The sequence below is a fragment of the Brevundimonas sp. 01N35 genome (assembly GCF_056399785.1).
On sequence record NZ_JBFTRZ010000003.1, the window covers coordinates 176,726 to 196,495 of the forward strand.

At 66.1% G+C, this 19,770-nt stretch carries 14 protein-coding genes; 4 read left to right on the forward strand and 10 right to left on the reverse strand.

Features of this window, described 5'->3' with window-relative positions:
* The first annotated feature begins 131 nt into the window (after positions 1 to 131).
* The 4 genes from AC1DJ5_RS04105 (at position 132) to AC1DJ5_RS04120 (ending at position 3,141) form a co-directional block, all read left to right on the forward strand.
* Positions 132 to 890, forward strand: a complete 759-nt coding sequence (locus tag AC1DJ5_RS04105; RefSeq protein ID WP_477019776.1) for a DnaJ C-terminal domain-containing protein — start codon at positions 132 to 134, stop codon at positions 888 to 890.
* 10 nt (positions 891 to 900) lie between these two features.
* Positions 901 to 1,986 carry a chorismate synthase gene (aroC, locus tag AC1DJ5_RS04110; protein ID WP_441455914.1) on the forward strand — a complete coding sequence of 362 codons (1,086 nt, stop codon included), beginning with the start codon at positions 901 to 903 and terminating at the stop codon, positions 1,984 to 1,986.
* 85 nt (positions 1,987 to 2,071) lie between these two features.
* Complete coding sequence (locus AC1DJ5_RS04115; protein WP_441455915.1) at positions 2,072 to 2,767, forward strand: pirin family protein; 696 nt, start codon at positions 2,072 to 2,074, stop codon at positions 2,765 to 2,767.
* 101 nt (positions 2,768 to 2,868) lie between these two features.
* A complete protein-coding gene (locus AC1DJ5_RS04120; RefSeq protein ID WP_477019777.1) occupies positions 2,869 to 3,141 on the forward strand; it encodes a hypothetical protein in 273 nt (90 codons plus the stop codon).
* 48 nt (positions 3,142 to 3,189) lie between these two features.
* On the opposite strand, the gene AC1DJ5_RS04125 is transcribed toward AC1DJ5_RS04120, so the two are convergent.
* The 10 genes from AC1DJ5_RS04125 to AC1DJ5_RS04170 form a co-directional block, all read right to left on the reverse strand.
* Positions 3,190 to 4,362, reverse strand: a complete 1,173-nt coding sequence (locus AC1DJ5_RS04125) for an acetyl-CoA C-acyltransferase (RefSeq protein ID WP_477019778.1) — start codon at positions 4,360 to 4,362, stop codon at positions 3,190 to 3,192.
* Positions 4,362 to 5,249 carry an SDR family NAD(P)-dependent oxidoreductase gene (locus AC1DJ5_RS04130; protein WP_477019779.1) on the reverse strand — a complete coding sequence of 296 codons (888 nt, stop codon included), beginning with the start codon at positions 5,247 to 5,249 and terminating at the stop codon, positions 4,362 to 4,364. Before AC1DJ5_RS04130 ends, AC1DJ5_RS04125 begins: the two co-directional genes overlap by 1 nt.
* Positions 5,250 to 5,327: 78 nt before the next feature.
* The gene (locus AC1DJ5_RS04135) at positions 5,328 to 5,957 is read right to left on the reverse strand and encodes a TetR/AcrR family transcriptional regulator (RefSeq protein ID WP_477019855.1); all 630 of its coding nucleotides are present in this window, start codon (positions 5,955 to 5,957) and stop codon (positions 5,328 to 5,330) included.
* A 107-nt stretch (positions 5,958 to 6,064) separates the two neighbouring features.
* A complete protein-coding gene (locus tag AC1DJ5_RS04140; protein WP_477019780.1) occupies positions 6,065 to 7,654 on the reverse strand; it encodes an AMP-binding protein in 1,590 nt (529 codons plus the stop codon).
* Positions 7,654 to 9,282 carry a carboxylesterase/lipase family protein gene (locus AC1DJ5_RS04145; RefSeq protein WP_477019781.1) on the reverse strand — a complete coding sequence of 543 codons (1,629 nt, stop codon included), beginning with the start codon at positions 9,280 to 9,282 and terminating at the stop codon, positions 7,654 to 7,656. The genes AC1DJ5_RS04140 and AC1DJ5_RS04145 overlap by 1 nt, the downstream gene beginning before the upstream one ends.
* On the reverse strand, positions 9,279 to 10,601 hold the full coding sequence (locus tag AC1DJ5_RS04150; RefSeq protein ID WP_477019782.1) for a spinster family MFS transporter: 1,323 nt from the start codon (positions 10,599 to 10,601) through the stop codon (positions 9,279 to 9,281). The genes AC1DJ5_RS04145 and AC1DJ5_RS04150 overlap by 4 nt, the downstream gene beginning before the upstream one ends.
* A gap of 2 nt (positions 10,602 to 10,603) precedes the next feature.
* The gene (locus tag AC1DJ5_RS04155; RefSeq protein WP_477019783.1) at positions 10,604 to 12,880 is read right to left on the reverse strand and encodes a TonB-dependent receptor; all 2,277 of its coding nucleotides are present in this window, start codon (positions 12,878 to 12,880) and stop codon (positions 10,604 to 10,606) included.
* Positions 12,881 to 13,440: 560 nt separating this feature from the next.
* On the reverse strand, positions 13,441 to 14,967 hold the full coding sequence (locus AC1DJ5_RS04160) for a CRTAC1 family protein (protein ID WP_441455928.1): 1,527 nt from the start codon (positions 14,965 to 14,967) through the stop codon (positions 13,441 to 13,443).
* A complete protein-coding gene (locus AC1DJ5_RS04165) occupies positions 14,964 to 17,153 on the reverse strand; it encodes a penicillin acylase family protein (RefSeq protein WP_441455930.1) in 2,190 nt (729 codons plus the stop codon). Before AC1DJ5_RS04165 ends, AC1DJ5_RS04160 begins: the two co-directional genes overlap by 4 nt.
* 61 nt (positions 17,154 to 17,214) lie before the next feature.
* Positions 17,215 to 19,716 (reverse strand): TonB-dependent receptor plug domain-containing protein, encoded by a 2,502-nt coding sequence (locus AC1DJ5_RS04170; RefSeq protein WP_477019784.1) that lies wholly within the window; start codon positions 19,714 to 19,716, stop codon positions 17,215 to 17,217.
* Between the last annotated feature and the right edge of the window lie 54 nt (positions 19,717 to 19,770).

Below are 19,770 nucleotides of genomic sequence, written 5' to 3' on the forward strand. Positions count from 1 at the left end.
CTCCCTTGTTGAACGGCGAGGCTGGCCCTCGCGACGACGCTACGTCGAACGGGTGACGCCCATCCTTACGTTGCGCCAACATCAGGCCGCGATTTTTCAAAATTGGGCAAGGTTAACTCGGTCTTGACCATATGGGCCCGAGGCTGGCCGCCATGTGCGCCGACGCCCTCACCCTCGAAAACGCCCGGACCCTTCTGGGCCTGACGGGTCCCGTCGGCAGCGAGGGTCTGGCCTCGGCCTTCCGCACGGCGGTCAAGACGGCGCGACCTGATCTGCCGGGCGGCGACGCCGAGCGGTTCCGCAACGTCATCGCCGCTTACCGGCTGCTGCAGGCCCAGACCCTGGCCTTGCCCGCGCCCCAGACACACCTAAAGGCGACGCCCTTTATCCAGCCTCCCGCCCCCTCCTCGCTGCTGGCCCTGACGCCGATGCAGGCGATCAGCGGCGGGTGTGTCCGCGTGACCCTGGGTGCCCGCACCCTGCTGGTCCACACGCCGCCCGGCGTGCGCACCGGCGACAGGATCCGCCTGAAACGCGGTGGCGCGGATGGCGGCGACGCCCTGCTGCCCATCCTGATCCGACCCGCTGACGGCCTGTCGGTTCTGGGCGGCGACCTGTTCATGGACTGGGCCGTGCCGCAGCGGATGATGGACGACGGCGGCCGCATCGAGATCCAGACCCACGCCGGTTTGCGCTCGTCCTGGCTGGTGCCCGACATGGTAGAACCGGTGCGTCTGCGGCTGAAGGGCCTGGGTCTGCCCGCGCGCGGAAACCGCCCCGCCGGCGACCTGTTCGTCAAGCTGGAGGCTTCGGCCGACCTGCCCTCGGCGGCCGAAGACCTGCTGCTTCGCTTCACGCGGGTCTGGACGCCGGAGCGGATCGCGGCCTAAGCGGTAAGCCATGTCGCACAACACCTTCGGTCACCTGTTCCGCGTCACCACCTGGGGCGAAAGCCATGGCCCGGCCATCGGCTGCGTCGTCGATGGCTGCCCGCCGCTGATCCCGCTGACCGAGGCCGACATCCAGCCCCTGCTCGACCTGAGGAAGCCCGGCGGCAGCCGCTTCGTCACTCAGCGGCAGGAGGCCGATCAGGTCCGCATCCTGTCCGGCGTCTTCGACGACGGGAACGGCCCTGTCACCACCGGGACGCCGATCAGTCTGCTTATTGAGAATACGGACCAGCGCTCCAAGGACTATGGCGAGATCGCCCGCGCCTTCCGCCCCGGTCACGCCGACTACGCCTATCAGGCTAAATACGGCGTGCGCGACCACCGCGGCGGCGGGCGTTCCTCGGCCCGCGAGACGGCCAGCCGCGTGGCGGCCGGTGCCGTGGCCCGCAAGGTCCTGGGCGACACCATCCGCATCCGCGCCGGCGTGGTCCAACTCGGCCCGCACCGCATCGCCGACGAAGCCCTCGACTTCGACGCCGTCTATGACAACGCCCTGTTCGCCGCCTCGGCTGACGTCGTCCCCGCCTGGGAAGACTATCTGGACGGCGTGCGCAAAGCCGGCTCCTCCATCGGCGCCGTCGTGGCGCTGGAGGTCACGGGCGTTCCCGCCGGCTGGGGCGCGCCGCTCTACGCCAAGCTGGACGCCGAACTGGCCGCCGGCCTCATATCGATCAACGCTGTCAAGGGCGTCGAGATCGGCGCGGGCTTCGGCGCCGCCGAGTTGTCGGGCGAGGACAACGCCGACGAGATGCGCCTGGGCGACGACGGCCTGCCGGTCTTCCTGTCGAACAAGGCGGGCGGCGTCCTGGGCGGCATCTCGACCGGCCAGCCGCTGACGGCGCGGGTGGCGTTCAAGCCCACCTCCTCCATCCTGACCCTGCGCCAGACCATCAATCGCGACGGCGCCGAGGTCGACCTCCGCACCAAGGGCCGCCACGACCCCTGCGTCGCCCTGCGTGGCGTCCCGGTCGTCGAGGCCATGGCCGCTATCGTCCTGGCCGACGCCATGCTGCGGCATCGGGCTCAGGTGGGCTGAGTCCAATCTGGAACCACAACAGTTGCAAATAAAATTTCGCGATCCTATCTAGGTCTCAAGCATTCCTTGGAAGGGAGACCACACCATGATCGACGTTCGACGTTTTGAAACCCTGGGCGGCGCGAACCACGGCTGGCTGAACGCCCGCCACCACTTCTCGTTCGCCAACTACTATGATCCCAAGCGCATGGGCTGGGGCCGTCTGCGCGTCTGGAACGACGACGAGATCGGCGCCAAGTCGGGCTTCCCGCCTCACCCGCACGCCGACATGGAGATCATCACCTATGTCCGCACCGGCGCCATCACCCACGAGGACTCGATGGGCAACAAGGGCCGCACCGTCGCGGGCGACGTTCAGGTGATGAGCGCGGGCACGGGCGTCCGTCACTCGGAGTTCAACCTCGAAAACGAGCTGACCACCCTGTTTCAGATCTGGATCGAGACGGACAAGCCGGGCGCCCCGCCGTCCTGGGGCCAGCGCGAGTTCCCCAAGAGCGACCGCTCGGGCCGCTTCACCGTCGTGGCCTCGGGCGATCCCGCCGACGAAGCCCTGACGATCAACGCCGACGCCAAAATCCTGGCCGCCACGCTGAAGGCGGGCGAGAGCCTGACCTATGACCTGGCCGCCGGCCGTCGCGCCTATCTGGTCCCCGCCGTGGGTCAGGTGGACGTCAACGGCGCGACGCTGAAGGCCCGCGACGGCGCCGGCATCGTCGACGAGCCGACGATCACCATCACGGCCAGCGAAGACGCCGAACTGGTCATGGTCGACAGCCTGTAGGCTTCATAATCCTCCCCTGCGCAGCGGGGGAGGATCGCCTCGCTGTCGCGTCAGCCTCTGTTCACTTCCGTCGCGCAGAATAGGCGCCTCGGGAGATTTTCATGATCAAACCCTTCGCGCGGGCGACCGCCCTTCTGGCCCTCGTCGGCGGTTCGCTGATGCTGCAAGGCTGCCTGGTCGGGGCGGTGGTCGGAACCGGCGCGGCCGTGGTCGGCGGCACGGTCAAGGCCACCGGCGCCGTGCTCGGCGCGGGCGTCGACGCCGTCACCACCTCCGACGAAGAGACCAGGGCCAGACGCGAGCGCGAACAGCGTGACTGGCAACGCGAACAGCGGCGCTGTGAACAAAGACAGCGGCAAGGCAAGAACTGCTGAGGCCGAAAGGCGTCGAAGGGTCCCTCAGTTCATTTTCCCAGCACGCCGCTACAACACCTCGAACAGTCCTGCTGCCCCCATGCCGCCGCCTACGCACATGGTGACGACGACATAGCGTTCGCCGCGACGCCGCGCCTCGATTAGGGCGTGGCTGACCATGCGGGCGCCGGACATGCCGTAGGGGTGGCCGATCGAGATGGCGCCGCCGTTGACGTTCAGGCGCTCGTCCGGGATGCCCAGTTGGTCGCGGCAATGAAGAACCTGAACCGCGAAGGCCTCGTTCAGCTCCCACAGGCCGATGTCGTCCATCTTCAGATTGAACCGCTCGAGCAGGCGCGGCACGGCGACGACAGGACCAATGCCCATCTCATCCGGGCGGACGCCGGCCACCGCCATGCCGATGTAGCGGCCCAGGGGTTGAAGCCCCCGGCGCTCGGCCTCGCCCGCCTCCATCAGCAGGCAGGCGGAGGCGCCGTCCGATAGCTGGCTGGCGTTTCCGGCCGTCACTGTGCCCTCGGGGAAGACGGTCCGCAGCGAGGCCAGGCCTTCGGCCGTGGTTTCTGCGCGCGCGCCCTCATCCTGTTGCAGCAGTACCTCGCGATAACTGACTTCGCCGCTCTGCCTGTCGATGATCTTCATGCGCGAGGCCAGGGGGACGATCTCGTCGGTAAAACGGCCTGCAGCCTGGGCGGCTGCGGTTCTCTGCTGCGATTGCAGGGCGTAGGCGTCGCAGGCTTCGCGCGAAACGCCATAGCGGCGAGCCACCGTCTCGGCCGTGTCCAGCATGGACATATAGGCGTCGGGCTGATGCTGAAGGACCAGCGGATCGGACGCGACGCGCAGTTGCTCGGTCTGGACCATGGAGATGGACTCCACCCCGCCCGCAACCGTGATCTGCATGTGATCGACGATGATCTGCTTGGCCGCCGTAGCGATGGTCATCAGGCCGGAGGAGCATTGGCGGTCCAGGGTCATGCCCGCGACCGACACCGGGAAGCCGGCGGCCAGGGCCGCCATGCGGCCGACGGACTGCTGCACGCCTTGCGGCAGGGAGCAGCCCAGCAGACAGTCCTCGATCTCGGCGGGATCCACGCCCGCACGCTGGACCGCCGCCGTCAGGGCGTGGGCGGCCAGGGTCGGCGACGGCGTGTCGTTAAAGGCGCCGCGATAGGCGCGGCCGATCGGCGTGCGGGCGGTCGAGACGATGACGGCGTGGCGCATCAGGCCCTCGCCATCACGGGACCGGTCACGCCAGCCGAAGCCAGTTCCTGCTCGGCCTGCTGGAAGCCATAGGCCGGCACGGCCTCGCCCGCGCGATCCGAAGCCTGATCCCAGGCCGCGATCAGGGCCTGGCCCGCGTCCGCGCCGCCGCCGATGCGAACGCCCTGGGTCAGGGTGACGTTGGCGCGGGCGAAATGGCCGCCCCCGGCGCACAGGATGGCGCGGGTCGGGGCGTCGTCATGCACCAGAGCCAGCAGACCGGGGCTGACCAGACCCGGATCGAGCGCCGTCAGGCTTTTGTTCGACAGCACGCCGTCGGTCATCTGTGTGGCGGCGGTCGGAGCCAGGGCGTTGACGCGGATGCCGTACTTCTCGCCTTCGATGGCCAGGGTCTGCATCAGACCGACCAGGGCCAGCTTGGCCGCGCCATAGTTGGCCTGGCCGAAGTTGCCATAGAGACCCGACGACGAGGTGGTCATGACGATCCGGCCATGGTTCTGCTGGCGCATGATCTCCCACACCGCCTTGGAGCAGATGGCGGCCCCCATCAGGTGCACGTCCACCACCAGGCGGAAGTCGTCCATCGTCATCTTGGCGAAGCTCTTGTCGCGGAGGATGCCGGCGTTGTTCACCAGGATGTCGATCCTGCCCCACTGGGCCATGGCCGCATCAACCATGCGCTGAACCGCGTCCACATCCGTCACCGACCCGGCGGCGGCGATGGCTTCTCCGCCGCCTGCGATGATATCGTCCGCGACGGCGCGAGCGGCGTCCTCGGTCAGGTCGTTGACCACGACCCGCGCGCCTTGCGAGGCGAGATAGAGGGCATGGCGGCGGCCAAGGCCGCCCCCGGCGCCGGTGACGATCGCTACACGGCCCTGCAACATGGTTTGTCTCCGCATTACATTAACTAACAAGAGAGTGAGTATTTCAAGCGAAAGGTAGGGGCGGCTGGCGCGCCGCTTTCAGGTCGATCCACGACGAGCGCAGACCTCGCGGAAGCCGGCGGCCATGAAAGCGGCCATGCGTTCCTTGACGGCGACGAAGTCGTCAGACCGGCACCGCCCGCCCGAGAGCTTGTCGATCCGCCCCGTCCGCGCCAGCGTCAGCATCAGGGCCCCTGTGACGAAGTGGTAGCCCCAGAAGATATCCTCTTCACTGCAGCCTGGCAGGGCCAGCTTCAGCAAGTTGATCAATCTGAGAACCACGGGGTCGAAATGCTGATCCATCAGATCGGCGCCCCATTCGGGCGTATTGGCCACCTGGGCGCCCAGGGCGGCGTAGTTTTTCCAGCCCTCCCCGCCCTCGATATAGAGGTCCAGGTCGGTGTCGAGGAAGGCGCGCAGGGCCCCTTCTACCGTCGGCTTGCCGCCTGACGCGCCCTCATAGGCGTCCAGCGCCGCCATCCGCCGCTCGCTGGTGACATGGGCGCGACGAGCGAAGACGGCGTCGAACAGGTGACGCTTGTCCTCGAAGTAGTAGTTCACCAGCGTATGATGCACCCCGACCTTGCCCGCCACGTCCTTCAGCGTCACCCCATAGAGGCCGTGTTTGGAGAACAGCTCCTCGGCGGCGTCGAGGATCTGTTCGGTCATTTCGGCGCGCTGTTCAGCCTTGGTCGGCTTGCGTCGGGTCGGTTTGGCAGACTGGGGCAAGGGAACTCGTTCGGTGACCTGTTCAGGGCGAGGAAAAGGATACTGGGTCAACGCGCGCCGTAATCGGCTCTTAACTTCAGCTTATCAATCTTGCCGGTCGCGGCCAGAGGCATTCGTTCCAGCCGATAGACGGCGTCGGGAATCCACCACGAAGCCACCCTGCCCTTCAAGGGCTCCAGCAGGGATTCGTCATCGGCCGGCGCTTCTGAGGAAACCTCGACCAGCAGGATCGGCCGCTCGCCCCACTTGGGATCAGACCGCCCGATGACCGCAGCCAGCGCCACGCCCGGAAGGGCGCCGACGACGGCCTCGATCTCGGCCGGATTGATCCATTCTCCGCCAGACTTGATCAGATCCTTGGCCCGGCCCGTGATGGTCAGATTGCCGTCCGCATCGATGCGCGCCAGATCGCCGGTCGAGAACCAGCCGTCGACGTCTACAGCGTCCTGATCCTGACCGAAATACCGGCGGACTACGGTCGCTCCGCGCACCTTCAGATGCCCTTCGGCCCCGCGTTGTTCCGGCAAGGCCTGTCCCGCCTCGTCCGTCAGCAGCAGATCAATCCCGATCCCCGGGCGCCCCGACAAATGGGCCGAGCGGCGCTGATCATGCGGCGGCGCCACCGTGCCTGACGGCGACAACTCGGTCATGCCCCAACTGGTCTGGATGAGGACGCCCAGGCGCTTCTCGATCCGTTCCATCAGGGCCGGGGCCAGGGGTGCGCCGCCCATGATGATCCGTTCGAGGGGCGGAAGCTCAAGGCCCGTCTCCTCGACATGCTCCAGCAGCGCCAGCCAGACGGTCGGCACCCCGACACCGACCGTCACCTGTTCCGACGCTACAAGGCGCGCAAGACTGGCGCCGTCGAGACGCCGCCCCGGCAGAACCAGTTTCGCGCCCACGGCGGACGTCGCAAACGGCAGCCCCCAGGCGTTGGCGTGAAACATCGGCACGACCGCCAGCACGCTGTCGCGTCCCGTGACGGCCATGCCGTCGGCCTGCAGCAGCCGCAAGGTGTGCAGGAAGCTGGAACGGTGGGTGTAGGTCACGCCCTTGGGCGCGCCCGTGGTGCCCGAGGTGAAGCACAGGCCGCTGGGCGCGGTTTCAGGGAACTGTCCCCAGACCATATCGTTCGGCGCATCGGCCAGAAGCGGCTCCAGCAAACGAATGTCCGCCGCGCTTTCCGGCGCGTCGAAGCCCTTGTCCAGGTCCAGCACCAGGATTCGCTCAAGTCGGGGCGTCAGCGATGCGATGCGCGACGCCAACGGCGCGAGATCAGGACTAACGAACAGGATCCGCGCGCCCGACTGCTCCAGCATGGACGACAGTTGTTCGGCCGTCAGACGGGGGTTCAACGTGTGGCAAACCGCGCCCATGCCCATGATGGCGTACCAGACCTCGACATGGCCTTGCGTGTTCCAGGCCAGGGTGGCGACACGCCCCCCCTGCTCGACGCCGTACTGGCGAAGAAGGCCTGAGATCTTCACGCTGCGAGCCCGCAAGCCCGCGTAGCCGATCAGGGCGACGGAGCCGTCGTCCCGGGCCGTGACCACCTCCGAATTCGGACGCCACTTGGCGGCGTGATCCAGGAACTTGTCGAGCGTCAGGGGAAAGGACTGAACGTCCCCGTCGGTCATCAGCATTTACTCGGCATTCCTTCCGGCGCCCACAGGCCGACGTTCCAGTTCCACGGAACCCCGCCGGCCTTGAAGCGGCGGCACACGACGTCTTCGTTCAACTCATACATGCCCGGCGCCAGATGGCGGCCGGACCGCGGGACGTCCTCGAACGCCACGTAGTTCCGCTCCTGGCCATAGGGACGCCACTCGGCCTCCCCCTCGGCCATAGGTCGGCCGGTGCGAATGAAGGAGACCCAGTATTCGGCCATGGCCTCGCTAAGGCGCGCCTCGCCGATCGTCAGGGACGGACGCGGCCAGGCGACCGGCGTCCGATCGAAGGCGCCGAAGACATAGGGGATTTCCGCCGCATGGAAGGCGTGCAGCCCCATCTCGTCCGCCGTGCGATAGCCGTGGTCGAAATGATAGAAATAGGCCGGCTGTCCCAGGTCGGTCTGCTTGCGCGCCAGCCGTTCGGCGGTCCAGCCATAGAGAGAGTCCCGTACAGCCGTCTGAACGCTCTCGCCCATGTCCGAGGACGGATGCTGGCGCAGGAAATCCTCGGCCAGATCGCCGTAGCGGGCGCGGATCGCCGCCTCATAATCCGCCGCCGTCGCGGGCGGCGGCGGGGCCAGGAAGCGCAAGGAGCGAATCTCGCCGTCGTTAAAGCCGGCCAGCACAGGCACCGGCGCCTGCTCGCCGCGATCAAACGTCTCGACCAACTGGCGCGGCAGCACCTTGCCGTCGACCGCGCCAAACGGCGCAAAGCCGTTGGCCGCCGCAGCCGCCACCAGCTCCAGGGCGTCCATGTCGCGAAGACCGGCGACATCGCGCTTCAGCCCCTGCGACAACGTCCGGCCGCCATCTTCGGCCGAGGCCTCGCCGTGGCTCGAACCGCGCAGTTCGGGCGTCGAGATCATATAGGCGCTCTGGGCCGCGGCCTTGCGGAACAGACCGCGCGCCTGAGGCGACGCCATCAGGTACATGACGCTGAGCGCCCCCGCCGACTCTCCGGCGATGGTGACGTTTTCCGGGTCGCCGCCGAAGGCCGCGATATTGTCGCGTACCCACTTGAGAGCCTGAACCTGGTCCAGCAGGCCATAATTGCCCGACAGACCCTCGGGGTTCTCAGCGCTCAGTTCGGGATGGGCCATATAGCCCAGCACGCCGAGACGATAGTTGATCGTCACCACCACAATGCCGCGCGCCGCCAGAGCCGCGCCGTCATACATGCCCTCGCTGCCGGCGCCGGTGACCAGACTGCCGCCATGAATCCAGACCATGACCGGGGCCTTTTCGGCCCTTTCAGGCGTCCAGACGTTGAGGAACAGGCAGTCCTCGGCGATCTTGGGCAGGACCGAGGCGTAGATGCTGCCGGGTCGCGACGTGGGCTGGGGACAGGCGGCGCCGTATTCGCCGGCGTCGCGCGTCTCGGCCCAGGCCGGCAGGGCCGCCGGCGCCCGCCAGCGCAGGGCGCCGACCGGGGCCTGGGCGTAGGGCAGGCCCTTGTAGGCCGCTACGCCCTCGCGAACGACGCCCTGCACCGGACCGGCCGGCGCCTGAACCACCGTCCCGGCAAGGGCCGCAGACCCGGCTGATCCCGCCAGCAGGGCGGCTAGGCTCAGCCCCCGCATCATGGTCGTCTTCATGCCGCGACTCCCTTGCTTTCCCGACCCAGACGACGCGCCAGGATCAGGAACAGGACCGACGCCAGCACGTAGAAGGGCGTCAGCGTGTAGAAGGCCATCTGCAGCGAATGCTCGGGATTGGTCCGGGCGAAGAAGTCGCTGGCCAGACCCAGATAGGTCGGGCCGAGGCCCAGGCCGAGCAGGTTCATGACCAGCAGCAGGATGGCGCCCGACAGCACCCGCTGACGCGGCTTCACCTCTTCCTGGATCAGGGCCACCGAGGGCGTCAGGTAGAAATAGTTGAGGAACAGGGGCGGAGCCATGAAGGCCAGGGCCACCGGCCAGGTCGGCGCCCAGACGAAGCCGACGAAGCAGGGAATGGCCAGGATCAGCGCCACGCCCGGCAGCAGACCGTAGGCCGCCTTGGACTTCTTCTTCATCACGTCGAGCATCCGGCCCGAGACATACATGCCGCCGCAGATCGCGACGCCGATCAGGATGGCGTAGAAGACGGCGATCTGTTCCAGGGTCATGCCCTTTTCGCGCATCAGGAACAGGGTGGCGAAATTCAGCGTCGCATAGGTGATGAACTGGTTGGCGCCGCTGCCCAGAGCCGCCAGCATCAGGGTCGGATTGGTGCAGAACATCTTGCAGGTCGGCCAGAAGCCCAAGGCGGCTTCGTCGGCGGCGGCCGTCGCCTCGACCCTGACCGGCTGGACGTCCAGTCCGCCCCGCTCGGGTTCGCGAACGACAAAGAACACCACAAAGGCGGCGACGACGCCGACGACGCCCAGGATGATGAAGGCCAGTCGCCAGTCGTAGGCGGCGGCGATGGCGGCCCCGAAGGCGACGCCCAGGGACTGGCCGATCGGCGGACCGAGGTTGAACAGACCCAGGGCCCGACCGCGCAGGCTGGGCGGGAAATAGTCGGTGATGATGGCGTAGGAGGGCGGCACGCCGCCCGCCTCTCCTACCCCGACCGTCATCCGCGCCAGCACCAGCTGCGGATAGGTGGAAGCCATGCCGCAGGCGACCGTGGCCAGACTCCACAGGCCGCAGGCGATGGACAGGACCTTCACCCGATTGGTCCGATCGGCCAGCCAGGCGACCGGGATCGAGATGATGCAATAGAAGAGCGCGAAATAGAGCCCGCTGATCAGACCCAGTTGGCCGTCGGTGACCCCCAGATCATCCTGGATCGGCTTGGCCAGGATCGACAGCAACTGCCGATCCAGAAAGTTCAGGACATAGACGAAGCACAGAATGCCCAGCACCAGCCAGGCGCCTTTGCGCGGGGTCTGTTCGACCCCGTGCATCAGCGAGACATTCGCGTCCCTCATGGTCAGAACTCATAGCCGAGACGCACGCCGAACGTGCGCGGGCGCATGGTGCCGAACCGGTTGGCCAGGAAGGCCTCCGGGTGGACGTAGGTGATCGAGTGATCGTCGAACAGGTTTTCGACATAGATGCCCAGCGTCAGATTCTCGCGCGAGGCCGCGAAGCTGGCGTTCACATTGTAATAGGACTCCGTGAAGCCGTAGGTCGCCTGCTGGACCCCGGGCCGGCCGGGCACGTTCGGGAACATGCCCGGGAACGAGCCCACGTGCTGGACCACGACCGAGGCGTTGCCCGCCGCGCCATAGGGCAGGTCGAAAGTGTAGTCGGCACTGGCCGCACCCTGGAAGCGCGGGCTGGCCAGTCGAGCGTCGGGAACAGCGCCGGAAATGGCGGCCTCCTCCGGCGTCAACTTGGTCACCTTGGCGCTGTTGAACGAACCGTTCAAACCCAGGCTGAGGCCCGTCATCGGGAAGGCCCGCAGTTCGAACTCCAGCCCCTTGCTCTCGGCCGCGCCGATATTGGTGGCGAACTGCACCGAGTCGGACACGCGGTTGGCCTGAACCTGGATATTGCTCCAGTCGATCCAGTAGGCGGCCAGGTTGGCGTACAGCCGACCGCCCAGGAAGCGGCCCTTCACGCCCAACTCATAGTTGGTCAGGTCGTCAGACGTGGCGCCGTCCGGGATGATGAGGTCGTTGGGATCGACCAGGCTGGGTCGGCCGCCGTAGCCGTTGATGATCGGGGTGCGGAAGCCGGTCGAAACCGTGGCGTAGGTCGTCACCGCCGGGCTCGGCCGCCACGAGGCGCTGACCTTGAACGACGGCTTGGACCCCTTGGCCTTCAGCCCTTCGGCGGCGTCGATGGGGGTGATGGTGACTGGGCCCGACAGGCCAAACAGCGCCATGATCAGATAGTTGCTGTTATAGCCGCCCGCCTCGGTGAAGCCCTGGGCCGCCATGTCGCCATAGCGCATGCCGCCCGTGACCCACAGGTCGTCGTTGAAGCGGTAGGTCAGTTCGCCGAACGCCGCCAACTCATGCGACTCGATGTTCACGCCCATGCGCTGGTAATATTCGTCCGGCAGGCCGGTGATGCCGCGCGCGGCCAGGAACTCGGGCGACGACCGATAGAAGTAGTCCACGTCCAAACGGCGCTTCAGATAGAAGCCGCCCACCACCCAGTCGATGTTGCCGCCCGCATCCGACGCCAGCCGCAGCTCTTCGACGAAGGTCTTCTGATAGCCGTCCGCGTCCAGGGCGAAGGCGATGGCGCCGCCGAAGGTGCCGGCCAGGTCGACGTAGAATTTCTGGTCAAACTGCGACAGCGTCGAGGAACTGGTCAGCTTGGCGCCGTTGAACTGGTACTCGACCGTGGCGTTCGCGGTGGTCATCTCGCCGACGAACAGATCCGGCCGATCCGACACGCGTTTGTTGCGCCCCAGCAGGGGGTTGATCAGGCCGGAATCCTTAGGCTCGCTATATTCGTACGATCCCGTCAGGCGCACCGACAGGCGGTCGTCGGGCTTCCACAGCATCGAGCCGCGAACGCCGCTGTTGATCAGGGTGTTGGAGTTGGTGATCCCGGTGCCGAGGTTGTCGGTGTAACCTTCTTCGTCACGGTGGAAGGCGACGACGCGCAGCGCCAGCTTGTCCTCGATCAGCGGGATGTTGATCATGCCGTTGTAGCGCTGACGGAAGGAGTCCGCGCCGGTCATCCCGAAATCGACCAGGGTGCCCGCCTGATACTCATCCAGCACCGGCGCCTTGGTCAGGATGCGAAGCGCGCCTGCCAGCGAGCCCGAACCGAACAGCGTCCCCTGCGGTCCGCGCAGAAATTCGACGCGCTCGACGTCGAACAGGGTCGGGTCCAGCACCGTGGTGTTGCCGATGGTCGAGATCGGCAGTTCGTCGATGTAGATGGCGACCGTGCTCTGCAGGTTGGCGTTATAGCCGTTGGTGGCCACGCCCCGCGCGGTGAAGTTGTTGAAGTTGGCGGTCGGCTTGTTCAGCACGACGCCCGGCGTCTCGCGCGCCAGCCCTTCGTAGCCGACGATCCCCTTGGCGGTCAGTTGCTCCTGCGAGAAGGCCGTGACGCTGATCGGCACGTCCTGCAGGCGCGTCGCCCGGCGCGTCGCCGTAACCAAGACCTCGCCGACGTCGGTCACGGCCGGATCCTGAGGCGCCGCACGCGCCTGCTCTTCCGCAAGAACCGCCGCCGGCATGGCCGACATCGCCAGACCCAGGGCCGACACGCAGGCGGACATCATCATGTACGATTTCATTTGCTCTCTCCCCAGACGCCGATCATTCCCGCCAGCGTTCTTCAGCCAAGCTGGCTCGTCCGCGAACATTGGTCAATACTAACTCTCACGCGTGTGAATGTTTTTTGCAGACTTCCCGGCGACCCAGGCCGCACGCCGGCGCAATCCGGCACGGGAGGCCAGCGCGGACATGCTCCTGGGCCGTTGCGGTCAACGCTGCGCGGGCTGTCCGCCATGGGGCGCATGATTCATCCGGCGCTGGGCGAAATGCTCAAAGCGCTGGGCCGCCTTCAAGCGCCGACGTCAGGACGCCTGCAGGCCTATGACGGTATGAGGCGGAGTCTCGGCAGGCAATGGGAGGAAGACCGTCAGAAGGACCGACGCCTGGGATCGCTGCCCCTCGAAAGGCATCGAGAGGCGGAGAAGACATTTACCTTATAAGTCAGTGACTTAGTTCGAGCTACGAAGTGCCGAAAGGCTCCGGATTATTCCCGCCCCGACGTCTTCTCGCTGGGCGTGGACACCGAGGCCCGCGCGTCGGTGTCCTTTACGTCAGGCCTGACGTCCGACCGGGACGATCCTCAGTCCGTCCTGACCACCTTGAGCGACTTGCCGATATAGGCGCCGGGATCGACGTCCGTCACTCTCTGCACCCTTGGCCCGCTCGGGCTCATATAGGTGACTTCGACCGTCAGGGGCTCCAGCGTCTTGAGGCCAAAGTGGACGGGGATGGCGCTCTGGGCGTTGTAGCCGCCGCCGGTCGGAACCTGACGCGAGGCGACGATCTTGCCAGCCTGGTCGAACAGCCGGACCTCCGCGCCCGGCACGACGACACGGCCGGAGGCGTCCAGAACCAGGACGCTGAGGCTGCGCGCACGGGCCTCGGCGTTCAGGTCGTTGCGGAACAGGAAATGGCCGCCCACCGGGCCATAGCCGCGCGTCACCGCCAGATCGAGCGCGCCGTCGGCGTTGTAGTCCACGAATTCGACGCTGTGATCGGCGGCGTTCAGCAGACTGTCCTTGGTCAGGACCTGGGTGAAATGGCCGTTGCCGTCATTGTGGTACAGCAGATTCAGCGGCGTCTGCGACCCCGGCTCGCCTTCATAGGTGGCGACGAACAGATCGAGATGGCCGTCGTTGTCATAGTCGCCCCAGGCGGCGCTGACCGCGTGCCCGTCGTTGTCGACGCCGGCTTCGGCCGCGACCTGGGAGAAGGAGCCGTCGCCGTTGTTGCGATACAGAAGGTTGGCCCCATAGACCGCGACGAAGACATCGAAATAGCCGTCATTGTTGTAGTCGCCGATGGCGCAACCGACGCCGCCTTCGCTGCGGTCGCGGCCGGGCTGATCCATGCCCAGAGCCGGGGCCACATCGACGAAGACGCCGCCGCCGTCGTTGCGCCAAAGGGCGTCCGTCGCGCCCGACTGGTTGGCCAGGATCAGGTCCAGCCTGCCGTCGCGGTTATAGTCGAACCAGCAACTGCCGACCGTGGGCCGCAGATCGTTCACGCCACCCTCGCCTCCAGCTTTGACGAAATGGCCGCGCTCATTGCGATAAAGCTGGTTCGGGCCGGAACGGTTGGAGGCGTAAAGGTCCAGCCGGCCGTCATTGTCGAAGTCGATCCAGTTGGCCTGACGGCTGATCCGTTCGGGAATGGTCAGGCCGATGTCAGCCGCGACCTCGACGAACTTTTTGCCCCCGTCGTTCTTCCAGACATAGGAGCGGTTCTGGCCCGGCACGACCGGCACGACGTTCGACCCGCCCAGCAGATCGACAAAGCCGTCACCCTCGAAATCGCCCCAGCTGAGGCCGCGAATTTCGTCCCCACCGGTCGGCAGGCCTAGTTCACCCCCAATGTTGGCGAAAACGCCTCCGTCATTGCGATAGAGACGAACCTCGCCGCTCTTCAGCGAGACGGCGAAATCCAGATCACCGTCATTGTCGAAGTCGGCCCAGGCAGTCGAAAGCGAGCCGACGACACCGAACGTCTCCGGCTGGATCGAGGTGAAGGCCGGTTCCTGAGCGTGAACCGCCGTCGCCGCCAGCACCATCGGCGTCAGTATGGTCGCGCCGTACTTGCACCAGTTCCGCATACGATAACCTCTCATCGACTCGTCCTTCTTTGGATCGTCGAAGGCGCGAACGCCGTCCGTTCTTCCACGTTCGCTTCAACCTGATCGCGACGCAGCCACAGTTCGCGGAACTGCTGGTTCGACAGCATTTCCAGTTGGTCGCTGTGGTGCGTCGTGCCGGGCTGGCGCGCATTGCCGTAGCTCATCAGGCCGTAGGCCTTCACCGGCGTCGAGAACTCGATCATCGCCACCCAGGTCTCGCCATGGTTCGGCGTGCGCACCCCCTGAGCGTTCAGGTCGGACCAGGTGATGACGCGGAAGGCGCCCAGGTTGCCGAACCCGCCGCTGCCCGACACATCGACGCCGTCGAGGATGAAGCGCGACACGTCGCCGAAACGCCGGTCGACCGCGCCGTACTTCTGCTTGGTCACAGCGATGGCGCGCCTCAGTTGTTCGACGGCGGCAGCCGTGTCGCGGACACCGGTCGGGGTGCTGATAGGTCGCTGTTCAGACCAGGGGACGGCGTAGCCGCCCTGCCCTGCGAAGGTCGGCCCGGCGAACAGGCGCGCCCATTCCTCGAACAGCAGACCCGCGCGGTTGTCGGCGTCGAAAGTGCGGTTCCATCCGGCCAGCAAACGGGCCGCCGCCTGAACCTCGGGGTCGGGATCGGCCAAGGCCGCCGGGATCAGGTCCGGCAGGACGCGGTCGGCCATGACGGCGTCCTGGCCCAGTTTCAGCTGGACGAACTTGTCCATGGAGATGTCGTCGGTCTCGGCGATGGCGCGCACGGCGTACTGGGCCCGCAAGGACTCAGGCGTCCGCGGCGCCAGATAGGACGGGTAGTCATCGGGCTTCATCGTCACCGGCCAACTGGCGACCCAGGGCGGATCATTGGCGTTCTGGACGAAGCCGCCGACCGGGTCGGTGACGCGCGGCAGATCCTCCAGCGGGTGGGTCTCGGTCCACAGGTAGCGCGACGTATCGCCCGGAACGAGGCCGGACCAGAAGGCCAGATCGCCTTCGGCGCGGCGCGGCGCGATGCCGTTGAAAGTATAGTCGATATGGCCGTCGCGGTCGGCATAGACGATGTTGAAGGTCGGCACCTGCAGACGCTTCAGCGCCGTCTCATAGGTCCCGAAATCCTTGGACGTCACCATGTCGAAATACTGCTGCAGCATATAAGGGCGGTCGAGACCCGCCACGCGCACGGCGACGGCGGTTCCATCCGCACGGTCAAACACCGGACCATGAATGGTGGTGCGGATGACCAGCGGCTTCTCAAGCTCAGATCCGTCAGGCTGGCGCACGCGATAAGTGGTGCTGGTCGTCTCGAACGGACGCACCTGACCGTCAAACAGATAGCCGCCGTCCTTGAGCGCCAGCTTGTAGTTGGTCGCCCCAACCATGCCGTTGACGGTGTTGGTGATGCCCATCTGCTGGTTGAAGGCGAAGCGGACGATCGGCAGACCGATCTGGGTGGCGCCGTAGATTTCGAAATCCGGCCCCGTCAGATGGGCTTCGTAATAGATGAAGTAATCCGTAGCCCACGGCAGATGCGGGTTCTGGAGCAGCAGGGCATGGCCGTCCGCGGTCTTCCGCGGCGCGACGGCCCAGGAGTTGGAGCCCTGTTCGGACAGGTCCGGCGGATCGCCTTCGCCCAGAGTCTTTCCGGGCGAGGCCACATAGACAAAATTCATCAGACGGTGGGCGTGGGCCACCACGTCCACGCCCGACACGGGCAGAACCTGACGGACATCCTCGGCGATCGCTTCGGGATGAGCGGCGGCATAGGCGTTGATGCCGGCGGCGAAGGCGTCGAGGTTGGCGCGGAACTCGGGCTCCTGCTGGTCGTACCAGCTCTGGGCGCGGGCCGGGACGCTGTTGGTCAGCAGCCAGACCGAGGTCTCCTCGTATTCAGGCCCCCAGTATTCGGCGCCCTTGCCGCGCGCCTCGCCATACAGGCGGATGATCGCGCTGGCGTGGCTCTGGGCCTGGGCCCAGCCATAGCCGTAGAAAACCGAGGGCTTGTCCACGCCATAGACATGCGGGACGCCATAGGTGTCCCACAGGATCTCATTGGTCTTCGGCTTGAAGGCGGCGAAGGCGGGCGTCGTTGCGGCGCCCGCAGCCTGAGCGGCCGCCTGGGCCAGCACTGGTCCCGAGGCGACGCTGACCAGGACGGCCGCAGCCAGGCCCATGAACCGACGACGAATAATCAGCATGATTTCTCTCCCCGAACGCAAAAGAAGAGGGGCGCCGCCGAGCCGGCGACGCCCCCTTTCATCACCACTTGTAGACGCCGCGCACGAACCAGGATCCGCCGGTGAAGCCGAACGGGGCCAGACCGCTGTACATGTTAGTTCCCAGGTCCGCCGACGGCGCATCGACGCGCGTGGGATAGGTGTTGAACAGGTTGTTGACCCCGGCGCTGATACGGAAGGCTTCCGTCAGGTCGTAGTTGACCTGCGCATCCACGATCCAGTCCGCCTCGATGGTCCGGTCCTGAGCGGGGTTGGTGGCGTTGCGCGTGACGAAGCCGTCAAAACGCGTCGCCCGCAGATTGGCGCTGACCTGCCCCAGAGACCAGTTCGTATTCAGCGATATCTTAGACTTCGGCAGGGATTCCGTCAGGGCCGCCTGCTTGCTGCGGTCGAAGATGACGATATTGCCCAGCGCCGACAACTCAGGCGGGTTGGCGATGATGCCGGTGATCTCGGTCTTGTTGTGGTTGTAGCCGAGGCTGAAGTCGAAGTCGCCGAAGCCGTCCGTCGGCAGCTTGTAGGTGGCGACGATATCAACGCCGCGCGTCCGAGTGTCGATGGCGTTGGTGTAGTACTGGCCGCTGACGTCCGGCGAGAGGCCATTGGCCACAAGGATTTTCTGCAACTGCTTGCCTATGGTGGTCACGCCGTCCGCCGAAAGGCGCGTATCCAGCGGCGAGAAGGTGGTCGTCACCGCGATGCGGTCATCCACGTCGATCTGATAGGCGTCGAGCGTCAGGGCGAAGTTGCGCCACGGCGTCAGGGTGAAGCCGGCGCTGACATTCTTGGACAGTTCCGGCGTCAGCGGCTTGGCGCCCAGGGCGATAGCCTCAGGCGACGAGACCTGAAGATTCTTCAGCCGCAGCGGCACCAGAATGCCGTTGCCCGCGATGTCACGCAGTTGGCTGGTGGTCGCCGAATAGGCCTGCTGGGCCAAGCTGGGGGCGCGGAAGCCGGTATTGTACGAGCCGCGAACGGCGAACCAATCGGTAAACTCGTAGCGGCTGCTGACCTTGAAGATCGTCGTATCGCCCGCCGCGTCGTCGAAGTTTTCGTAGCGAACGGCGCCGCCCAGATAGAAGCGCTCGGTCGGGTTCCAACCCAGTTCGCCGTAAGCGCTATAGTTGTTGCGGCTGACATCAGCCTCGTCCTCAGGACGGAAGCCGGGCGTGGATTGCGCGCCAGGCGCCAAAATCTGGCCCGCGCCGGGCTGACCGACCGGCCGGACATAGGCGCCTTGAATCCAGCTGGCTTGGTCGCCCTGCCCGATCTCGTAGCTTTCCCAACGGTGCTGGAGGCCGAACGACACCTGCAGGTCGCCCGCGCCTTCCAGCTCGAAGCCGCGCGTGACGTCCAGGGCGTTGACCCATTCGGCCGAACGCAACTGACCGATGTAGAAGTGGCGCGGGCTGCTCGGGCCCAAGCTGGCGTTGAAGCTGTTGTTCTCCCAGTCCGAGATGCTGGTCCCGTAGCTGGTGGACAGATCCCAGTCCCAGCCGCCGGCGACGCCGCGCGCTCCGCCGACCAGTTCATAGTCCTCGTCCTTGATGACCGTCTGCGCCCGGAAGCCGTCTGGCGCGATCTCGGGCAGGGAAAGGACGTTGGTCGCGGGACGGAAGGTCCAGTTCAGATCCGAGACGCGGTTGCCATAGGTGCCAAAGGTATAGAGTTCGACGTCCTCGTTCAGGCGATACTCGGCGTTGAGACCGAAGACATTCGATTCCTGGGGCATGGCGCCGTAGTTGGTCGTCACCAGACGGTCGATGCTCTTCTCTCGCGGGTCCGGTTGGCCGCCGACCAGCGGATAGAGGCGCACGGTGTCCGCGATCCGCTCAGCGCGGTTCGACGCGCCGCGGTCAACATAGCTGTACGACAGGTTGGCGAAGCCGCGCTCGCCCAGCGACAGGCCGAGGTTGGTGTCCACCGTCAGATACTTGCCGTCCTGCCGATCGAAATTTTGCCCGTGGCTGACGGAGATCTGCCCGCCCTTGTCGCTGTCGTTCAACATGACGTTGATGACGCCAGCGACGGCGTCCGAACCATACTGGGCGGCGGCGCCGTCACGCAGCACCTCGATCCGGGAAATAGAGGCCGACGGGATCATGTTCAGATCAACGCCGACAGAGCCGTTGTAGAGCGTCGACACCGAGTTGATCAGCGCGGTCCTGTGACGACGCTTGCCATTGACCAACACCAGCGTCTGATCGGGGTTTAGCCCCCGCAGCGATCCGGTGGCGATGACGGTCGAACTGCCGCCCCCGGCCCGCGACGGCAGGTTGAACGACGGCACGAGATAGCGAATGGATTCGAAAACGCCAGTCTGGGCGCCCTGGGTCAACTGCTCTGAATTGAACACATCGATCGGTGTGGGGCTTTCGATCGCCGTCCTGGGCTTGCCGCGCAGGCCAGTGACGATCACCTCGCCCACTTCGGTCGCTCCCGCCTGCTCGGCCTCGGCCCTGACAGGCCGCTCCTGGGCTATGGCGGCGGGGCCGATGAGACTCAGCGCGCTGACTGACCCCATAGCCATCATCTTAAGATACGCGGCGTTACCCCGGCTCGACATAGTCCACCCCTC

Bases quoted from the DNA above. Each gene is read 5' to 3' on its own strand.
- AC1DJ5_RS04105 (WP_477019776.1), top strand. From the start codon at position 132: ATGGGCCCGAGGCTGGCCGCCATGTGCGCCGACGCCCTCACCCTCGAA.
- AC1DJ5_RS04165 (WP_441455930.1), bottom strand. From the start codon at position 17,153: ATGCTGATTATTCGTCGTCGGTTCATGGGCCTGGCTGCGGCCGTCCTG.
- aroC (WP_441455914.1), top strand. From the start codon at position 901: ATGTCGCACAACACCTTCGGTCACCTGTTCCGCGTCACCACCTGGGGC.
- AC1DJ5_RS04145 (WP_477019781.1), bottom strand. From the start codon at position 9,282: ATGAAGACGACCATGATGCGGGGGCTGAGCCTAGCCGCCCTGCTGGCG.
- AC1DJ5_RS04130 (WP_477019779.1), bottom strand. From the start codon at position 5,249: ATGTTGCAGGGCCGTGTAGCGATCGTCACCGGCGCCGGGGGCGGCCTT.
- AC1DJ5_RS04140 (WP_477019780.1), bottom strand. From the start codon at position 7,654: ATGACCGACGGGGACGTTCAGTCCTTTCCCCTGACGCTCGACAAGTTC.
- AC1DJ5_RS04150 (WP_477019782.1), bottom strand. From the start codon at position 10,601: ATGAGGGACGCGAATGTCTCGCTGATGCACGGGGTCGAACAGACCCCG.
- AC1DJ5_RS04120 (WP_477019777.1), top strand. From the start codon at position 2,869: ATGATCAAACCCTTCGCGCGGGCGACCGCCCTTCTGGCCCTCGTCGGC.
- AC1DJ5_RS04115 (WP_441455915.1), top strand. From the start codon at position 2,072: ATGATCGACGTTCGACGTTTTGAAACCCTGGGCGGCGCGAACCACGGC.
- AC1DJ5_RS04170 (WP_477019784.1), bottom strand. From the start codon at position 19,716: ATGGGGTCAGTCAGCGCGCTGAGTCTCATCGGCCCCGCCGCCATAGCC.
- AC1DJ5_RS04125 (WP_477019778.1), bottom strand. From the start codon at position 4,362: ATGCGCCACGCCGTCATCGTCTCGACCGCCCGCACGCCGATCGGCCGC.
- AC1DJ5_RS04155 (WP_477019783.1), bottom strand. From the start codon at position 12,880: ATGAAATCGTACATGATGATGTCCGCCTGCGTGTCGGCCCTGGGTCTG.
- AC1DJ5_RS04135 (WP_477019855.1), bottom strand. From the start codon at position 5,957: ATGACCGAACAGATCCTCGACGCCGCCGAGGAGCTGTTCTCCAAACAC.
- AC1DJ5_RS04160 (WP_441455928.1), bottom strand. From the start codon at position 14,967: ATGAGAGGTTATCGTATGCGGAACTGGTGCAAGTACGGCGCGACCATA.